General features: G+C 70.8%; 14 protein-coding genes. 5 read left to right on the top strand and 9 right to left on the bottom strand.

Features of this window, described 5'->3' with window-relative positions; translation table 11 throughout:
- Positions 1 to 21 precede the first annotated feature (21 nt).
- On the bottom strand, positions 22 to 903 hold the full coding sequence (locus tag ACFYP0_RS06940) for a fibronectin type III domain-containing protein (RefSeq protein WP_386994913.1): 882 nt from the start codon (positions 901 to 903) through the stop codon (positions 22 to 24).
- A 235-nt stretch (positions 904 to 1,138) separates the two neighbouring features.
- On the opposite strand from ACFYP0_RS06940, the gene ACFYP0_RS06935 reads away from it, so the two are divergent.
- On the top strand, positions 1,139 to 1,636 hold the full coding sequence (locus ACFYP0_RS06935) for a peptidase inhibitor family I36 protein (protein ID WP_386994911.1): 498 nt from the start codon (positions 1,139 to 1,141) through the stop codon (positions 1,634 to 1,636).
- A gap of 19 nt (positions 1,637 to 1,655) precedes the next feature.
- Here the strand turns inward: ACFYP0_RS06935 and ACFYP0_RS06930 are convergent, their stop codons facing one another.
- Complete coding sequence (locus ACFYP0_RS06930) at positions 1,656 to 4,124, bottom strand: hypothetical protein (protein ID WP_386994909.1); 2,469 nt, start codon at positions 4,122 to 4,124, stop codon at positions 1,656 to 1,658.
- Between the two features lie 251 nt (positions 4,125 to 4,375).
- On the opposite strand from ACFYP0_RS06930, the gene ACFYP0_RS06925 reads away from it, so the two are divergent.
- On the top strand, positions 4,376 to 5,302 hold the full coding sequence (locus ACFYP0_RS06925) for an S-4TM family putative pore-forming effector (protein ID WP_386994908.1): 927 nt from the start codon (positions 4,376 to 4,378) through the stop codon (positions 5,300 to 5,302).
- 188 nt (positions 5,303 to 5,490) lie between these two features.
- Here ACFYP0_RS06925 and ACFYP0_RS06920 read toward each other — a convergent pair whose 3' ends face one another.
- On the bottom strand, positions 5,491 to 6,474 hold the full coding sequence (locus ACFYP0_RS06920) for a hypothetical protein (RefSeq protein WP_386994906.1): 984 nt from the start codon (positions 6,472 to 6,474) through the stop codon (positions 5,491 to 5,493).
- A gap of 50 nt (positions 6,475 to 6,524) precedes the next feature.
- On the opposite strand from ACFYP0_RS06920, the gene ACFYP0_RS06915 reads away from it, so the two are divergent.
- On the top strand, positions 6,525 to 7,160 hold the full coding sequence (locus tag ACFYP0_RS06915) for an 8-oxoguanine DNA glycosylase OGG fold protein (protein ID WP_355494320.1): 636 nt from the start codon (positions 6,525 to 6,527) through the stop codon (positions 7,158 to 7,160).
- Positions 7,161 to 7,165: 5 nt separating this feature from the next.
- Here ACFYP0_RS06915 and ACFYP0_RS06910 read toward each other — a convergent pair whose 3' ends face one another.
- Positions 7,166 to 7,534 carry a DUF4180 domain-containing protein gene (locus tag ACFYP0_RS06910; RefSeq protein WP_355494319.1) on the bottom strand — a complete coding sequence of 123 codons (369 nt, stop codon included), beginning with the start codon at positions 7,532 to 7,534 and terminating at the stop codon, positions 7,166 to 7,168.
- The gene (locus ACFYP0_RS06905; RefSeq protein ID WP_355494318.1) at positions 7,527 to 7,979 is read right to left on the bottom strand and encodes a helix-turn-helix domain-containing protein; all 453 of its coding nucleotides are present in this window, start codon (positions 7,977 to 7,979) and stop codon (positions 7,527 to 7,529) included. Before ACFYP0_RS06905 ends, ACFYP0_RS06910 begins: the two co-directional genes overlap by 8 nt.
- A gap of 170 nt (positions 7,980 to 8,149) precedes the next feature.
- On the opposite strand from ACFYP0_RS06905, the gene ACFYP0_RS06900 reads away from it, so the two are divergent.
- Positions 8,150 to 11,449 (top strand): ATP-binding protein, encoded by a 3,300-nt coding sequence (locus tag ACFYP0_RS06900; RefSeq protein ID WP_355494317.1) that lies wholly within the window; start codon positions 8,150 to 8,152, stop codon positions 11,447 to 11,449.
- A 47-nt stretch (positions 11,450 to 11,496) separates the two neighbouring features.
- On the opposite strand, the gene ACFYP0_RS06895 is transcribed toward ACFYP0_RS06900, so the two are convergent.
- Together ACFYP0_RS06895 and ACFYP0_RS06890 are read right to left on the bottom strand one after the other, a co-directional pair.
- A complete protein-coding gene (locus ACFYP0_RS06895; protein WP_355494316.1) occupies positions 11,497 to 12,456 on the bottom strand; it encodes an alpha/beta hydrolase in 960 nt (319 codons plus the stop codon).
- A gap of 45 nt (positions 12,457 to 12,501) precedes the next feature.
- On the bottom strand, positions 12,502 to 12,807 hold the full coding sequence (locus ACFYP0_RS06890; protein ID WP_355494315.1) for a putative quinol monooxygenase: 306 nt from the start codon (positions 12,805 to 12,807) through the stop codon (positions 12,502 to 12,504).
- A 157-nt stretch (positions 12,808 to 12,964) separates the two neighbouring features.
- Between ACFYP0_RS06890 and ACFYP0_RS06885 the strand changes: the two genes are divergently transcribed.
- Positions 12,965 to 13,870 (top strand): AraC family transcriptional regulator, encoded by a 906-nt coding sequence (locus ACFYP0_RS06885; protein ID WP_355494314.1) that lies wholly within the window; start codon positions 12,965 to 12,967, stop codon positions 13,868 to 13,870.
- A 69-nt stretch (positions 13,871 to 13,939) separates the two neighbouring features.
- On the opposite strand, the gene ACFYP0_RS06880 is transcribed toward ACFYP0_RS06885, so the two are convergent.
- Positions 13,940 to 14,797 carry an ABC transporter permease gene (locus tag ACFYP0_RS06880; RefSeq protein ID WP_355494313.1) on the bottom strand — a complete coding sequence of 286 codons (858 nt, stop codon included), beginning with the start codon at positions 14,795 to 14,797 and terminating at the stop codon, positions 13,940 to 13,942.
- Entirely contained in the window at positions 14,794 to 15,807 is a 1,014-nt protein-coding gene (locus tag ACFYP0_RS06875) for an ATP-binding cassette domain-containing protein (RefSeq protein ID WP_355494312.1), read from the bottom strand. Before ACFYP0_RS06875 ends, ACFYP0_RS06880 begins: the two co-directional genes overlap by 4 nt.
- Between the last annotated feature and the right edge of the window lie 11 nt (positions 15,808 to 15,818).

The following is a 15,818-nucleotide window of genomic DNA, read 5'->3' as shown; positions in this document are numbered from 1 at the left end:
CGAGGAGGCGGTGCTGTTGGGTCAACTGATGGTGTCGCCGAACTCGCGTACCCCGTCGACGTCCAGCGTGATCCGGTCGTTCTCGGTCCACTGGCCGGTGGCGGCGAGCCAGCTCGGGTCGTCGCGTTCGTCGATGGTGCTCCAACTGTGCCGGTGGTGCCGTAGCTGGATCGGCCCGGTCGACTGGCCCGGCGCGAGTGTGCCGTCGGTGAAGGTCAGCTCCACCCAGCCGGGGACCGGCGTTCCCGGGGCCGGGTACGGCGGTGCTGGCGTCGTCATCCCGCTGGGCGGCCCGCCCGGGGGAACGAAGAACTGCACGGTCTGCCGGACCCGGTCACAACCCAGCGCGGCCCAGTCGCAGTTCGGCACCAGCGAGGTGTTGCCGCCCTCGAAGCGCAGGTGGTAGCGCACCTGCACAGTGCTCAGGTCGAGCGGCCCGGTGCCGGTGTTGGTGACCTTCAGGAGGTGCTGGATCTGGTTGTTCGTGGGGGACCAGTCGAGGTTGAGGTAGCTCACCGTGGCACGTCCGCTGGCGGTACGCACTGTGGTGGTGGGCGAGGTGTCGGAGTAGCCGCCGAGCGCGCGGGCGGCAATAGCGATCCGGTACGTCGTGCCGGGTGCGAGGTCGGTCAGCGTGATCGTGGTGTCGGTGATGGAGCCGAGGAAACGGTACGTGTTCGGGCCCAGCGGCACCTGCACCTCGTAGTTGATCGGCTGCTCCGCACCGGGCTCGACCCAGGCGGAGGGCGCCCAGCTGAGCGTGAGCTGATGTGGATCGTTGGCCACCACCGTGGGGGTGCCCGGGGTGCTGATCGCCGGCCCGTCGGCGCGGGCGGCGTTGACGGCGAGCAGGCTCGCCAGCGCGGCGAGGGCGATGGTGGCGGTGACGCGGCGAGCAGGCATGACCGAATCGTAACCGTCATGCATCGTGGTCAATGCAATGTCCCACTTGCTGGCCGGTGTGCGCCGGAATTGCGCATTGTCAAAATTCTGCACAGATTTCGCCTGGCGATCAATCAATCTGGCTCAATACGCTGACCAGGCGGCGTATCCATCGGTTCTCCGCGCACGCCGCCCAGCTGACCTGGCCGGTGCTGCCGCCCGTCCGTCCCTGCGCGCCCACATCGCGAGGTGTCGAATGGCCATTCCACGTCCGGTTCCTGCCGTGCTCGCGGCCGTACTCTGCTGGCTTTTGATCGTCTTTCCGGCACCCGGTCCGGCAGATGCTGGAGCCGCCGAAAGTCAGGAAATAGCGGATTATCTGTCAACCCACCCTGGTGGGAAGGCGCTCAACGACAACGAGATCAGCTACGACGGCGGGGCGCTCATCGTGACCCTGCGACGACCGATCGGGACGCTCGCCGCCGCCGACTGTCCCTCGGGCTGGTACTGCTTCTACGAGTGGCCCAACTACGGCTACCCCCGGGGCCGGCTCTCCGACTGCGGTCGGCAGAGCCTCGCCACCTGGCACTGGCAGTTCCGGGTCGAGTCGGCGCACTACAACCTCGGCAGTGGCACGGTGTCGTTCTACTACTACGACACCCGGCTCTTCGACATCGGGGCGGGCAACCGGGTCCGCAGCGACGCGTCCCCCTACCGGAACTGGCCGAACTACGTGGACCGTCGCTGCCGATGACCCGCGCGGCGTGATCGTCTCAGGCGCAGTCGGGCGCGATGGTCCGGTCGGTCCGCCGCTTCGGCAGGAACAGCACATAGTCGAGGATCTGCTCATCGGCCACCGTGGTCGTCTGGTGGCTGAGCAACTCGCCGGTGAGCGGGTTGAACTGCAACGTCTCCCGACGGCCCTGCGTGTCGTCGGCGCTGAAAGCCAGCCCGGAACGGCCGTCCCAATCCGGGTACGCGCCCCGGTCCTGCATGCCTGGCGTCGCCGCCAGCTCGAACAGCAGCGCCGAGACCTGACCCGGGCTCAACAGGTGGTAGCGGAAGATGCGGCTGACCACGGTCAGCATCCCGGCCGCCGTGCGCATTTCCGGCGGTAGCTCGCCCAGCTGCGCAGCCAGCTGTTGCCGCAGCTCCTGCGGGTCCACCGACGGCGCTGGCGGAATCTCGGACAGGTCACCCGGGAGATAGCGGAACGTCGCCGGCGCGCCCGACCGGCGTCCGCGGGTCACCGGGGTGACGACCCGGCGGCCGGACAGTTCCGCGGTCCACCACAGCGTCTCGTCCCGGTAGCTGTTCCGATCGATCCCGGGCGCGAGGTCCGCCGGTGCCCAGACCCGAAGACAGGAGACGGTGTACGTCCCGGCAGCGGCGGTCGGCGCGATGCCCGCGACGGCCAGCGCGAGATCGGTGAGGCGGCCCGATTTGCCGACGACCGTCGGGGTGCTGCCCGTCGACGGCTGGGTGCCAGGTGTCGCCTCGGTCGTCGGTACGACCCGGGCCTCGTCGCGCCCCCTGATCGTGGTGGCCCCGATCGCCACCAGCGGTGTCAGGGACACCCCACCGAGCAGGATCGCCAGGACCGCCCGCGCCCTCGGTGGCAGCCGGCTGAACCGGCTGGTGGCGGTCGGGACCCGGACCACTTCCTCGACCGCTGGGCGGCGAGGCCGTGGAACTCTGGTGGTCCGGGCAGAGCCGGTCTGTCGTGGGGCCGGCCGATTCACGTGTCGCCCTCCGTCCCGCGCCGAGGGCCACCCCGACGCACTGCTGCGGCCGATGGGCGAGGTCACCGATCGGTGGGGCAGCGCGTACCAGCCGGCCGAGGTCTGCCGCTGGGAGATCGGTACCGCGCCCCGATGCCGCGCCGCCGCCTCCGCGTCCAGCGCGCGAGGCGTCTGCTCGAAGGGCGGCCGGTCCAGCGGTGCACCCCGGTTCTGCTGGCTCGGTTGCGGTCCCACCGCGTTGAACCGGGCCGACTGGTCGTTGCCCGGAAACGCGAGCTGTGGAAGCGGGTCGGCCTGCGGCAGGGTCGGCAGGCCGGTCGCCGTCGGCGGGACGACATCGGGGCGGAACTCACGCTGATAGGCGTGTGCCGCGTAGGCGGCCAGTTGGAAGTACCAGGCCCGCCCAGCGCGACCGGCGTCCTCGTAGGTGCAGCTGATCAGCGCCTGACTCAGCAGGGAGAGCAGGTACTGCGCCCGCCAGCTCACCCCCCAGTTGCCCGTCCTGGCCACCACCAACCCGACCGAGTAGCTGGCTTTTATCGCCTTGACCTGCCGCGCGGACAGCCGGTCCGAAGGGCGTTCCTCCGGGTCGATCAGCAGGGTGCGAAGGGCGTCCGTGTCGACGCCGCGGGGGCTGTTCGCCACGTCCGGGCGGACGGCGTCCAGGAGCAGGGTGGCCTGGTCGCGGGTGAGTGGCGCGTCCACGGCGAACCGGTCCGTGTCCACCAGGCAGAACTTCTTGACGTGCACCTGGCCGGCCCGGGAGCAGGCATAGAGGACGTTGCGTTCGTGCAGGTCGCCGTGCGACGCCCCACAGAGCTGGTCGAGCTGGTCGTCGGCGAAGAGCGAACCGGTCTCGGCGAATCGCAGTGGGTGCGGCAGCACCGCCCCGGTCGCTGCGTCATGCAGCCAGTCGCCCTGGACGTCGCCGAGGCCGAGCGAATTCATGGCTTCGGACAGCTCGTCCCGGGCCCCGGCGTCGGTCAACTCCCGGCGCACGAATCGGCCGACGCTGGTGCGGCTGGTTCGCCGTCCCTGGCGGTACCAGTGGTTCCACACCTCGTCGAGCAGGGCCTTGTAGGCGTCCTTGCGCTGGTCGTCGCGGACCTCGGCCAGTGGAACGAGCTGCTCGGCGCCGTGCGCGATGTCCTGGAACATCAGGTACCGGCCGTCTCCGACCGGGTACGGCGGGTACGGCTGACCGACCAGGTGGCGCTCCGCGAAGCCGGGATCGAGAGTGACAGCCCTGGCGTGCCGGGCGGCCTCCTCGGCCGCCTGCGCGGTGGGCAGCACCTTGACGTACAGCTGCTCGGCGTTCCGGCCGTCACGCCGCTCGGCGATCACCGGGATCAGCTCGGCCTCGCTGTGCCCACGTCGTCGGCCGGGATGGCACGGGGGGCGAACGACGGCGTCGCGGCCAGCCGCCCACTGCCGCAGCGCGGCCGTGACTGTCACATCCGCTACGTACCGTTCGAACTCGTCAACGAGACCGTCGCCCATGTCCGCCGTTGGACCTTCCACGAGTGGTGAAAGTGGACGCGGACGGGCAGGGGTGGCACGTCCGAGTGAGGGGTGCGCGGGTAAACGCGAAGGTCAAGCTACCTCAATTTTCGGGCGAACGCGGCATTAATTCGCAGCGGATCCCGCACCCTACCTAAAGGTAATAAAGAGTCACTTAACGCTCCCGGAAAAATGCAATCCGTGACATGTCGATGAATGGATATACGATCGTCACGGAACGGGAGGTTGAGGTGACAGAGCGCACGGAGACCCTGCTCCAGCGGCAGCGCCGACCCGAAATGATGGCGTTGCTGCACGCGATGTCGGTCTGCCACCGCAGGGCCCAACGCCTCGACAACCTCCGAATGGCGCTCTCCGTCGCCATTGGCGTCGCCGGGGCGGTGGTCGCCTTCACCGGCGTGTCCGCCAACGCCGTCACCGCCGTGGGCGCCCTCTGGGCGGTGGTCAACGCGATCGGGCTCGGCTCCTGGTCGACCGGGCAGCTCCGCCGGGCCGCCGTGCTCCAGGAGATGTTCGACGTACGACTCTTCCGGCTGCCCTGGAACGCGGTCGCGGCCGGCGACCCGGTCGGCCCGCCAGAGGTCAGCCGCCTCGACCGCGCCTACCGGGGCGACGAGCAGTACCTCCGGGACTACTACGAGGTCCCCGACCTGCCCCGCCCGTACGACGTGCTCGCCTGCCAGCAGCAGAACCTCGGGTGGGGTGCCCGGGTGCGCCGACGGTACGCGTACACCGTGCTCGCCGGCGTGGCGCTCTGGGCGACGGTGGGGGTCGTCTTCGCGGTGACCGCCGACCTGACCGTCTCGGCACTGCTGACGCAGTGGTTCGTGCCGTCGCTCGGCGTGCTGCTGCTCGGTTTGGAGATCTACCGGGGTCAGCGCGGGGTGGCCGCCGAACGGGACCGGGCCCTCGCGCTCCTCCAGCAGCAGGTCGCCGCCGCCGCCCGGCACGACGCCGACCCGGCGACCGAGGCGGAGTTGCTGACCCTCGCCCGGCAGACCCAGGACCTGATCTTCCACAGTAGGCAGGGGCAGGCGCGCGTCCCGGACTGGTTCTTCCGGCGGTTCCACGCCGCCGACCGCACCGACTTCCAGGCGGCGATGGACGACCTCGCGAACCTGCTGCGGACCGGCACGCCCGCCGCCCATCCCGACTGACATCGGCCGCACAGCCTCTGGAGCCGCCTTTCGCCGGCAACTGGTCCGACATGGCGTACGCCATCTGCGCCACCGCGTAACCGGCAGGTCGTCCGGCGTGGCCACCCCGGCGTTCGGGGTGGCCACGCGGCGTCGCTACCCGCAGTCGGTCGGCCCCGACAGGCCGTGCCGTCCGTGCTCGTCCGGCCTCACGGGTTCCAGTAGACGAGGACGCGGGCCTGGTCGAAGCGTCGTTCCTTCAGGTCGGCACGCTGGATCACCCAGTGGATGCTCGCGCCGCCCTGTCTGCCGCCGTGGAACTCGGCCAGCAGAACCCAGTCACCATGGTCGGGTGGCCCGCCACGACCGCGCATCCCTCCGTCGTGGCCGGACCGGCCCGAGGGGTTGGCGCCCAACCACGCGGGGTTGAAACCGTTGCAGTCAGTGCCGTAGCCGCCCAACAGCAGCGGCGTCGGGCCCCCGGCGCAGAACATGCCGTCCGGCACTTTGCCCAGGACGTCCTGCCACACCTTGGTCATCTCTTCGAACGGGGGATCTCCCGGCAGCGGCGGAGACCACGGGGGCCCTGGGATCGTCTTGACGTAGGGCAGAGAGATGTCGACGGTGAGGTGCAGATCGCCCTGCGGGATCTCGTAATAGACCTCCGCGTACTCGTCGTCGTCCGGAGGGAAGTCGGGCGGATACTGCGCTCGCTCCTCGACCGCCACGTCTGCCGGCACATATCTGACCTCGCCCCAGCCGCTTTCCTCGGGCCAGCCGAACAGCAGCAGTTGGCCGTCGGACGGTAGTGGAAGGTCGGTCACGTCTGCCGGAAGAGCGGCGCAGTCGATGGTGGCGATCAGGGGGTAATCGGGGTCCTCGGCGTCGGCCGGAAGCATCACGGGTCCGCGGATCACGCCCACGACCGGTCCGTCACCCCCCTGTGTCAGGAGGGCGGAGGGGCGGGCGAGCCCCAGCCAGCGCTCCACGTCGGCGGCGGGTATGCCGCGGTGCAGCGCCTCGGCACGGACCTGATCGATGATTTTCGCGTTTCGGGGAAGCACGGGAGCACCGTAGGTCAACCGTGCGACGTTCTCGACCCCGCCGGATGCTGGCTGCCCGCAAGACCGGCGCACCTGCAATCGATACCGCGATTTGCCGTCGGCGGGCGGCAGGTGGAAGCGCCCGACCATAGCGTCCGAACCACGGAGTTCCGCGAGTGCGCGATCTGTGGGAGGCGACCATGCAGACGACCGAAGGTGTGGTGTTGCCGGGGGAGCGGGCCCCGGTCAGGTTCAACATGGACAGGTGGCGGGCTGGGCTACCACCGGATGCGTGGCCCGACACGCTGCCGACGACCGGCGAGCTCTGGCGGCGCGACGTCTTCGCGGTGGCCGACGCGTACCGGGCGGGGTCCGCGAGCCCACGGCAACTACTGACGGCCGTGCTGGTCTGGGCTTACGGACCCATCGGGTACGGCCCGTGGCGCGCCGCCAGGTCGCTTGAGGCCGATCCGCACGGCAAACGCCTGGCGTACGCGCTGGAAGAGGTGTCCACGCCAGCGCCCGAGGAGGACGCGCTGCGCACGGCGTACCGCCGCTTCCGCGACCCGGACCACGCTCGCCTGCCCTGGTTGGGGCCGGGCCTGTGCACGAAGGTCCTCTACTTCGTCGGCTACCGGCGCGGGGCGGGCGGCGTGCAGCCCCTGATCCTCGACCGGGTCGTGGCCGGGCAACTGCCCGCCGAGGCGGGTGTCGGCCGGCGCAACGGGTGGTCGTCCGAGGAGTGGCTGGCCTATCTGCGGTGGGCGGCCGAGCAGGCTCGGATCAGGGGAGTGGAGCCGGACGCGGTGGAGATGGCGGTCGTGCCCGACCGGTGAGGTGGCTATCGAGTGGCGCGGAGGCGGGTGTCGAGCGCGTCGAGGTCGGGGACGAACCAGATCTGCCCACCCTGGTTCGACTCGTGCACCAGCGCGCGCAGGGCGGAGCTCTCCGCGAGCTGCGCCGAGATGTCGCCGATGACTGCCAGCCGCACCCGGTAGTTGACGAACTTCTGCATCACGTCGCCGGCGAAGCGGGTGCCCAGCGAGAAGAAGCGTTCGTCGAGTCGGTTTGCCGGCACGGCGACCACCTGAGCGCCGAGGAACGCCGCCCCGATCAGGTCCAGCGCGTCCTGCTCGGTGGCCACCGGCGGCCCCGCCGGGTCGCAGACCAGCACCGGCACTCCGGCGCGTTCCTGGATCTCGTCAGGCATCGTGGACCTCCCGGTCGAGCAGGCCGTTGTCGGCGTTGAGCACGGCGTCGAGCAGGTGCAGCAACTCGGCGGTGGCGGCCGGGTCACCCAGGATGATGATCTTCAAGCGGCGGCGTTCCTCGTCGTGCACCGTCTGCACCCGCAGCGGGTTGGCCTGGTCGTGGCCGGTGTTGGCGCTGGTGAGCACGAGCGTGCCGAGCCGGTCGGCGGCGGCTCTGTCGACACCGTCGATCTGGACGATGCTCGACACCTCCGCCTGCCTGGCGACGCTGGGCGCGGTCGGGGCCTGTCCGGTGAGGGCGTCGAGATCGCTGGCGGCGATCCGGTACTGCTTGCCGATCCGCACCGCGCGCAGCCGGCCCGAGCGGATGTAGCCGCGCACGGTGCGCACATGCAGATTGAGCCGGTCGGCCACCTGCTCAACTGAGTACATTTCTTCCGTCATCGCTCCCTACGATACCCCGAATAGGGAAGCATGGGGTGTGATGGGGCTGACTCGTTGGCGGCATCAGCTCCAAAGGCTCCCAACCCACCTGGACCGGTGAGATCCCGCGAGGCGTTCGGGCCGGCTAACTCGCTCGCGCTGTCGGACGGTTCCAGTACCGTCTGGAAACCATGGACGCGCTCGGCGACGCCATCATCGGGCGGGATCACCCCGCGGGTCTGCTCCGCGCCGAGTTGGATCGCGCCACCACCAGCCACGGCGGTCTCGTCCTGGTCACCGGCGAGCCGGGCATCGGCAAGACGACCCTCGTCACGTCGGCAGCCCGGGAGGCTCGGCACCGTGGCGCACTGGTGCTCGGCGCCGCCTGCTGGGATTCCGACAGTGCCCCCGGCTACTGGCCGTGGGTGCAGGTGCTGCGCGGCCTGCGGCGCTCCGCCGACGACTGGGCGGTGGCACGGCCGGATGCCGAGCCGGCCCTCGCGGCCCTGCTCGGCGAGACCGACACCAGCAAGCAGCAGGCCGAACGGCTCAGCAGTTGGGCCGGCATCAACACCGACAGCGCCGACCAGGAGGCGTTCGCGCTGTACGACGCGGTGACCGCCGCGCTGGTCGCGGTCTCCCAGCAACGGCCGGTCGTGGTCGTCCTCGACGATCTGCACTGGGCCGACCCGGCCTCGCTGCGGCTGCTGAGCTTCGCCGCCCAGCACACCTGGTTCGAGCGGTTGCTGCTGGTCGGCACCTACCGTGACGCCGAAATCGAGTCGGGCGAGCACCCGCTGCGCCCGCTGCTGATGCCACTGCTCGCGAAGGCCACCTCGATCACTCTCACCGGCCTCTCCCGCGACGAGGTGGCCGCGCTGATGGCCCGCACCGCCGGGCGGGCACCCGACTCCGACCTCGTCGACGAGGTGCACCGGCGCACCGGCGGCAACCCGTTCTTCATCGAGCAGACGGCCCGGCTGTGGCATGCCGACGACGCGGCCGGCACGATCGCCCCCGGCGTACGGGAAGCGGTGCGCCGCCGCCTGGCCCAGTTGCCGCCGTCCGTGGTCGAGGCGCTCACCGTCGCGGCCGTGCTGGGCCGCGAGTTCCACCGTCAGGTCCTGGCGGCCTGCGGTGCTGCCCCGGTGGCGCAGGTCGACCGGCTGCTCGACCGTGCGGTGACCGCCCGACTGGTGGTGGCCCGGGGCGGCGGCCGGTTCGCCTTCGCCCACGACCTGGTCCGCGAGACCCTCTACGACGGGCTGTCCCACGACGAGCGGCAGGCGCGCCACGGCGCGATCGTCCGGGCGGTCGACGACCTGCGGGAGCTCACCGATCGGCTGGTCCCGGCCGACCTCGCCCGCCACGCCTACCTCGCGGGCCCCGCACTCGACCGCGCCCGGGTGGCCACGCTGCTGGTCGCGGCCGGGCGGGACGCGTTCGTCCGGCTCGCCGCCGACGAGGCGGCGGTGCACTTCCGTCGGGCGCTGGAGGTCGTCGAGGACCGGGAGCAACGCGTCCGGATCCTCGTCGAATTCGGCGAGGGGCAATATCACCACGCCGGCCGGGAGGAGTCCGCCGCACTGCTCGCCGAGGCCGGGGCGCTGGCTCGCACGCTCGATGACCCGGTGTTGCTGGCCCGCGTCGCCCTGATCGTGAACCGGGCCCGTCAGGTGGAGACCGTTCACTCGATCGACGCGGCGGAGTTGGTGCGCGACGCCTACCGAAAACTGATCGGCGAACCGGCCCCGGACGCGTCGGTCGGCGCGCTGGTCGCCGACCTGATCACCGCCACCGAGACGATCGCCCGTCGAGGGCAGGACGACGAGGCGCTGACGTTCAGCCTCTGGGCCCGCCACGACACCACCTGGGGGTTGGGCACCGCGGCGGCCCGCGCCGCGCTGACCGCCGAGATCCGGGATGTGGCCCGTCGTACGGGAGACCGGGAAACCGAGCTGTGGGCCACCTCGCTGCGCTGGGTGGCGCTACTTGAGTTGGGCGACCCGCACTTCAACGAGGAGTTGGCCACCTTCGTCAACGCGGACAGGGGCGGCGACGCCAGCCGGCACCGCATAGCGGCGACCATCGACAGCGGGATCATCGCGGCTTTCCGGGGTGACTTCACCGAGGCCGACGAGCGGTTCGCCATCCTCAGCGACTTCTCCGACCCGAGCCACGCCGAGTTCGGGTTCATGGGCCATCACCTGCGCTGGTCCCGGCTGCTGCTCCAAGGTCGGTTCACCGAGGCCGACGCCCTGCTGGACGCGCTGGCCCCGATCGACTACCCCTACCAGGAGTTGCTGCGGGCGATCACCGCCGCGGAGCGGGGCGACGGCGAGACGGCGGTTCGGCTGACCGCCGGCATCGAGGCCGCTGCCATTCGCTACCCGCGCCCGGTGTCGCCGATCTGGCTACGGTTACGCGCGCAGGCCGCCGCCGCGTCCGCCGACCCGCAGCGCTGCGACGCCGCACGGGCCGCACTCGCCCCGCACCGGGGAGAGTGGATGGTGGCGCTCTTCGGCTGCGACGTCAGCGGCCCGGTCGACCACTGGCTGGCACTCGTCGACGTCGCTCAGCAACGCTGGGACGACGCCATCGCCGGCTTCACGGCCGCCCGTGCGTCCGCCGACCGGCTGGGCTCCCGTACCTGGTCGCTCATCACCCGCGCCAGCCTCGTGAACGCCCTCGCCGGCCGGGGCCACCCGGGCGACGCCGCGACACTGGCCGCGCTGCGCGCCACCACCGCTCAGCAGGCAGCCGCTCTCGGTATGACGCAGGTGCTGCACCGGATCGCCGAACCGGCCCCCATCAACGCAGCCGAGCAGACCGCCACCGCACCCCAGGTCGTCGCGCCGGACCAGGCCGTCGCGCCGGACCAGGCCGTCGCGCCGGCCGCGGCAGCCGGGCCCGGCCAGGCCACGGCGGTCGCGCCAGCGATCGAGGGGTACGAGTTTCGGCGCGACGGGCCGGTCTGGCAGCTCGCGTACGACGGTGTCGTGGTGCACCTGCCCGACGCCAAGGGCCTGCATGACCTGCACCTGCTGCTCAGCCGTCCGGGCAGTGACGTACCGGCTGTCGAACTGCTCGACCCGGCGGCCGGGCCGGAGCTGGTCGCCGCCCGGCGGATGGGTGGTGATCCGGTCCTCGATGACGAGGCGAAGGCCCGCTACCGGCGGCACCTGGCACGCCTCGACGAGGAGATCGACCGGGCGGCCGCGCGCGATGACGCCCTCAAGGTGTCCAAGCTGGACGCCGAGCGGGGCGCCCTGCTCGACGAGTTACGTGCCGCAGCGGGGCTGGCGGGGCGGAGCCGCCGCCTGGGCGACGAGGCCGAGCGGGCCCGCAAGACGGTGACCGCGCGAATCCGGGACACCCTGCGCAAACTCGACGAGCGGCACCCAGCGCTCGCCGGCCACCTACGCGACTGCGTCTCGACCGGCAGCACGTGCCGTTACCTGCCACCCTCGCCGCTGCCCTGGCGGCTCTGAGCCCGTGGCCGGCGCGACGCGTGGTCGACACCGGCCGCGGGTCCGGGTCAGTCCTTGAGATCAGGGCTGGGGTCCAGGACTCGGGCGAGCCAGTCGGCCTGGGCGCGCCGGGCTGCGTCCGAGACGCGGACCTGCGGGAACAACGCCGAGAACCCGTGGAAGCCGCCGGCCCACACATGCAACTCGGCCTGGCCACCGGCGGCCCAGATCCGGGTGGCGTAGTTGACGTCCTCGTCGCGGAAGACCTCGGCTGTGCCGGCGTCGATGTAGGTGCTCGGCAGTCCGGAGAGGTCGTCCGCCAGCGCCGGTGAGACGTACGCCGAGGCGCTGTGCCCGCCGAGCACGCTGCGCCACCCGAACTCGTTCATCTCCCGGGTCCACACGCCGTCGGGGCCGGTGTACTGATGGCTGGAGGTGGTCTCGTTGCGGTGGTCGAGCATGGGGCACGACAGCAACTGGGCGGCGATGGCCGGGGTGCCGAGGTCACGAGCCATGAGTGTGACACCGGCGGCCAGGCCACCTCCGGCGCTGGCGCCGGCCACCACGATGCGGGCCGGGTCGATGCCGAGGTCAGCGGCGTTCTCGGCCACCCAGAGCAGGCCCTGGTAGCAGTCGTCGACGAGGGTCGTACCCGTTGCCTCCGGTGCCAGCCGGTAGTCAACGGTGACCACGACGGCGCCGAACCGGTCGAGCCATTCCAGTGGGACGTCGATGTTCGAGAAGCGGTCGCCCCACATCATCCCGCCGCCGTGGATCCAGTAGACGCAGGGCGCGTCGGCCCTAAGGCCGGTGGGGCTGAAGATCGACAGCGGGATCGGGGTGCCGTCACTCGCGGGAACGGTGACCTCGCGCCGCTCGACCGCGCGGCCGTCCAGGTGCGTCTCGATCGGCGGTTGGGGGAAGTGACGGAGCAGCTCGATCACCTCGGGGCCGAGGGGCGGCATGGGCGGCAGCTCGGCCAGGGGTGCGAGCAACTCGGGGTCGATGGCCGGTCGGGTGGGGTTCATGGGGAGTCCTTTCGGTTCTACGGGGGTCGGTGAGGGGTTGCCGGGTCAGAAGCTCGCCTTGCCGCCAACCGGCACCGCGTCGCTGTACGTCGAGTCGCCGGCCAGCAGCGGCTGAAGCTTCGCGACCAGGGCCTGCGCCTGCTCCCCGGCGAAGAACGCGCTGTGCGCCTCGGCGCTGGTCCAGCCTTCGATGACGTGGACGACGTCGGGGTTCGAGGCCGAGCGGGACACCATGAAGACGAGGCAGTCGTCGTGGGGCAGGGACGGCGCGTCGAGCAACAGGTGGATCAGCTCGTCCGCCTTTCCCGGCTGGGCGGTCATGGTGGCCTGGAATCCGTGGTGAACGGTCATCGAAGTGACTCCTAATCGGCGAACTATTGCTGCGATCTCGGAAAACTGACACTTCAATAAGAGCATCGCTACCAGCGGAAACGTTATAAGGATGCTCTCTGGTCCTTGCCCGATCCTCTCGTTTTGACGAGCATCGGTCATGTGCTTCAATCGAGCCGTGTATCTCGATGAGCTGCGGGCGTTGCTGGCCCGCCACGCCCGGCCGGACATGAGCACCGCCATCGACGGGGTGCTCGTCTCGAAGGTCGATGAGCAGACCGCCCCGACCACGTCGATGTCGGGCACGGTGCTGGCGCTCATCGCCCAGGGCGCGAAGCGGATGGCGCTGGGCGACCGCGTGTACGAGTACCGCGCGGGCCAGTACCTTGTGGCGTCGGTGGATCTGCCGGTCACCGGCCGCTTCACCCAGGCCAGTGCTGACACGCCCGCTCTGGGGTTCGGGCTGGTGCTGCACCCGGCCACGGTCGCGGAGTTGCTGTTGCAGGCGGCACCGGGCGACCTCCCGCCCCTGCCGGGCGGGGCACCGTCAGGCATGGTGGTCAGCGACGCTCCCGACGAGCTCGGCGACGCGGTGGTCCGACTGCTCCGGCTGCTGGACCGGCCCCGGGACGTCACGGTGCTCGCGCCCCTGATCAAAAGGGAGATTCTCTGGCTGTTGCTCAGCGGGGAGCAGGGTGCCGCGGTCCGGCAGCTCGGCCTGGCCGACAGCAGCCTCAGTCACATCGCCCGCGCGGTGCGGTGGATCCGCGACCACTACGCGGAGGCGTTCCGGGTGGAGGATCTGGCGCGGCTGTCCGGGATGAGCGTGTCGGCGTTCTACCGCAACTTCCAGGCGGTGACCGCGATGAGCCCGATCCAGTTCCAGAAGCAGATCCGATTGCAGGAGGCGCGGCTCCTGCTCGCCACGCACCCCAACGACGTCACCGGGGTGGGCAGCCGAGTCGGCTACGAGAGCCCGTCGCAGTTCAGCCGTGAATACCGCCGCCAGTTCGGCGCGCCACCCAGCCAGGACGCGAGCCGCCTGCGCGGCATCACCCGAGCCGAGGTGCCGGCGGTCGTCTGATCGACGACCAAACAGCCGACGGGCGCCGCCACAGCGGTGGCGGCACCCGTCGGTCGGGGTCGGGGCAGGTCAGCGGCGGTTGTACTTGTACATGGTCAGGGTGCCGAAGACCAGGACGAAGCCGGCGCTCCACAGCAGCAGCCACATCGTGGCCGACGGGTCCGACTCGCCGCTCATCGCTCCCCGGATCGCGGCCACCAGCTGCGTCACCGGGTTGACCTTCACGAACGCCTGAAGCCAGCCGGGCATGGTGCTCGGCTCGACGAAGACGTTGCTCAGGAACGTCAGCGGGAACAGCACCATCATGCTGACCCCCATCACCGACTTCTCGCTGCGCAGGATCAGCCCGAAGAACGTCCACACCCAGGAGAACGCGAACGAGAAGATGACCAGCAGGCCGATCCCGACGGCAGCCCCGACCACCCCGCCTTCGGGGCGGAACCCGAGCACCAGCCCGAGGCCCAGGATCACCAGAGCGGCGAGGATGTAGCGCAGCACGTCGCCGAAGATCATGCCGACCAGGGCGGCCGGGCGCCAGACCGGCAGCGTCCGGAACCGGTCGAAGATGCCCTTCTCGATGTCGGTGTTGAGGCCGACGCCGGTGTACATGGTGATCATGACGACGCTGGTCACCATGATGCCGGGCAGGAAGAACTGCAGGTATTCGCGCGGGCTGCCGGCGAGGGCGCCACCGAACAGGTACGTGAACATCAGCACCATGATGATCGGGAACGCGGTCACGTCGAAGAGCTGCTCCGGAACGTGCTTGATCTTCAGCATGGCCCGCCAGCCGAAGGTGAGCGACGCGCCCAGCGCGCTCGGCCGGGGCGGTCGGGCACCGGGCGCGAGCACGGTAGCCAGCGCCTCGGCGGACGGAACGTAGACGGACGGCGCCCGTTCGGCCGTGGTGGTCGTGGTGTCGCTCATCGGGCTGCCTCCAGCTCGTCGTCGCGCTCGTCGGTCGGCACGGCGGGGTGATCGGTCAGGGCCAGGAAGACCTCGTCCAGGCTCGGCTGGCCGAGAGAGAAGTTGTCGACCACGATGCCGGCGCGGGCCAGGTCACTGAGCACGCGAGCGGCCTGGGCGCTGGCGTCGAGGTCGGTGCCGGCCTCGCCGACGCGGGCGGTCAACGCCACCGGATCGGCAGCGAGCTGCACCGGCACGTCGAGCGCCTCCCGGAGCACCCGCTCCGCCTCGGGGCGCTGAGCGGGGTCGCGCAGTCGCAGGTGGACGGTGCCGGAGCCGATCGACGACTTCAACTCACCCGGGGTGCCCTCCGCGATCACCCGGCCGTGGTCGACGACCGCGATCCGCCCGGCCAGCTGGTCGGCCTCGTCGAGGTACTGGGTGGTCAGCAGCACCGTCGTGCCGTGCGACACCACCGCCCGGACGATCTCCCACACCTGGTTGCGGCTGCGCGGGTCGAGGCCGGTCGTCGGCTCGTCGAGGAAGAGCAGATCCGGGGTGTTCAGGATGCTGGCGGCGATGTCGATGCGTCGCCGCATCCCGCCCGAGTACTTCTTCACCTGGCGGTCACTCGCCTCGGTCAGACCGAACGCGGCCAGCAGGGCCGCGGCGCGCTCCCGAGCGGCCGGCTTGCGCAGGCCGAGCAGGCGGGCGAGGAGCACCAGGTTCTCCGTACCGGTCAGGTCCTCGTCGACGGAGGCGTACTGGCCGGTGAGGCTGACCCGGGAACGGACCTTGTCGGCCTCGGTGACCACGTCGTGCCCGAAGACCCGGGCCGAGCCGCCGTCGGGCCGCAGCAACGTGGCGAGCACCCGGACCGCTGTGGTCTTGCCCGCGCCGTTCGGGCCGAGCAGACCGTAGACGGTGCCGGCGGGCACCTGGAGGTCGATGCCGGCCAGCGCCCGGGTGTCCCCGAACGAGCGGGTGAGCCCCTGGGCCTCGATGGCCAGACCGGTGGTGCGTCTACTCATGATCCTTACCT

It is taken from the genome of Micromonospora arida (assembly GCF_042873195.1).
In the GTDB taxonomy this organism is placed as follows: domain Bacteria; phylum Actinomycetota; class Actinomycetes; order Mycobacteriales; family Micromonosporaceae; genus Micromonospora; species Micromonospora arida.
This window is presented reverse-complemented; position numbering and strand designations above follow the sequence as displayed.

Coding starts and splice junctions, on each gene's coding strand:
- ACFYP0_RS06905 (WP_355494318.1), bottom strand. CDS start 7,979: ATGACGGAAGAAATGTACTCAGTTGAGCAGGTGGCCGACCGGCTCAAT.
- ACFYP0_RS06895 (WP_355494316.1), bottom strand. CDS start 12,456: ATGAACCCCACCCGACCGGCCATCGACCCCGAGTTGCTCGCACCCCTG.
- ACFYP0_RS06910 (WP_355494319.1), bottom strand. CDS start 7,534: ATGCCTGACGAGATCCAGGAACGCGCCGGAGTGCCGGTGCTGGTCTGC.
- ACFYP0_RS06930 (WP_386994909.1), bottom strand. CDS start 4,124: ATGGGCGACGGTCTCGTTGACGAGTTCGAACGGTACGTAGCGGATGTG.
- ACFYP0_RS06920 (WP_386994906.1), bottom strand. CDS start 6,474: ATGGTCGGGCGCTTCCACCTGCCGCCCGCCGACGGCAAATCGCGGTAT.
- ACFYP0_RS06880 (WP_355494313.1), bottom strand. CDS start 14,797: ATGAGCGACACCACGACCACCACGGCCGAACGGGCGCCGTCCGTCTAC.
- ACFYP0_RS06915 (WP_355494320.1), top strand. CDS start 6,525: ATGCAGACGACCGAAGGTGTGGTGTTGCCGGGGGAGCGGGCCCCGGTC.
- ACFYP0_RS06900 (WP_355494317.1), top strand. CDS start 8,150: ATGGACGCGCTCGGCGACGCCATCATCGGGCGGGATCACCCCGCGGGT.
- ACFYP0_RS06935 (WP_386994911.1), top strand. CDS start 1,139: ATGGCCATTCCACGTCCGGTTCCTGCCGTGCTCGCGGCCGTACTCTGC.
- ACFYP0_RS06890 (WP_355494315.1), bottom strand. CDS start 12,807: ATGACCGTTCACCACGGATTCCAGGCCACCATGACCGCCCAGCCGGGA.
- ACFYP0_RS06940 (WP_386994913.1), bottom strand. CDS start 903: ATGCCTGCTCGCCGCGTCACCGCCACCATCGCCCTCGCCGCGCTGGCG.
- ACFYP0_RS06875 (WP_355494312.1), bottom strand. CDS start 15,807: ATGAGTAGACGCACCACCGGTCTGGCCATCGAGGCCCAGGGGCTCACC.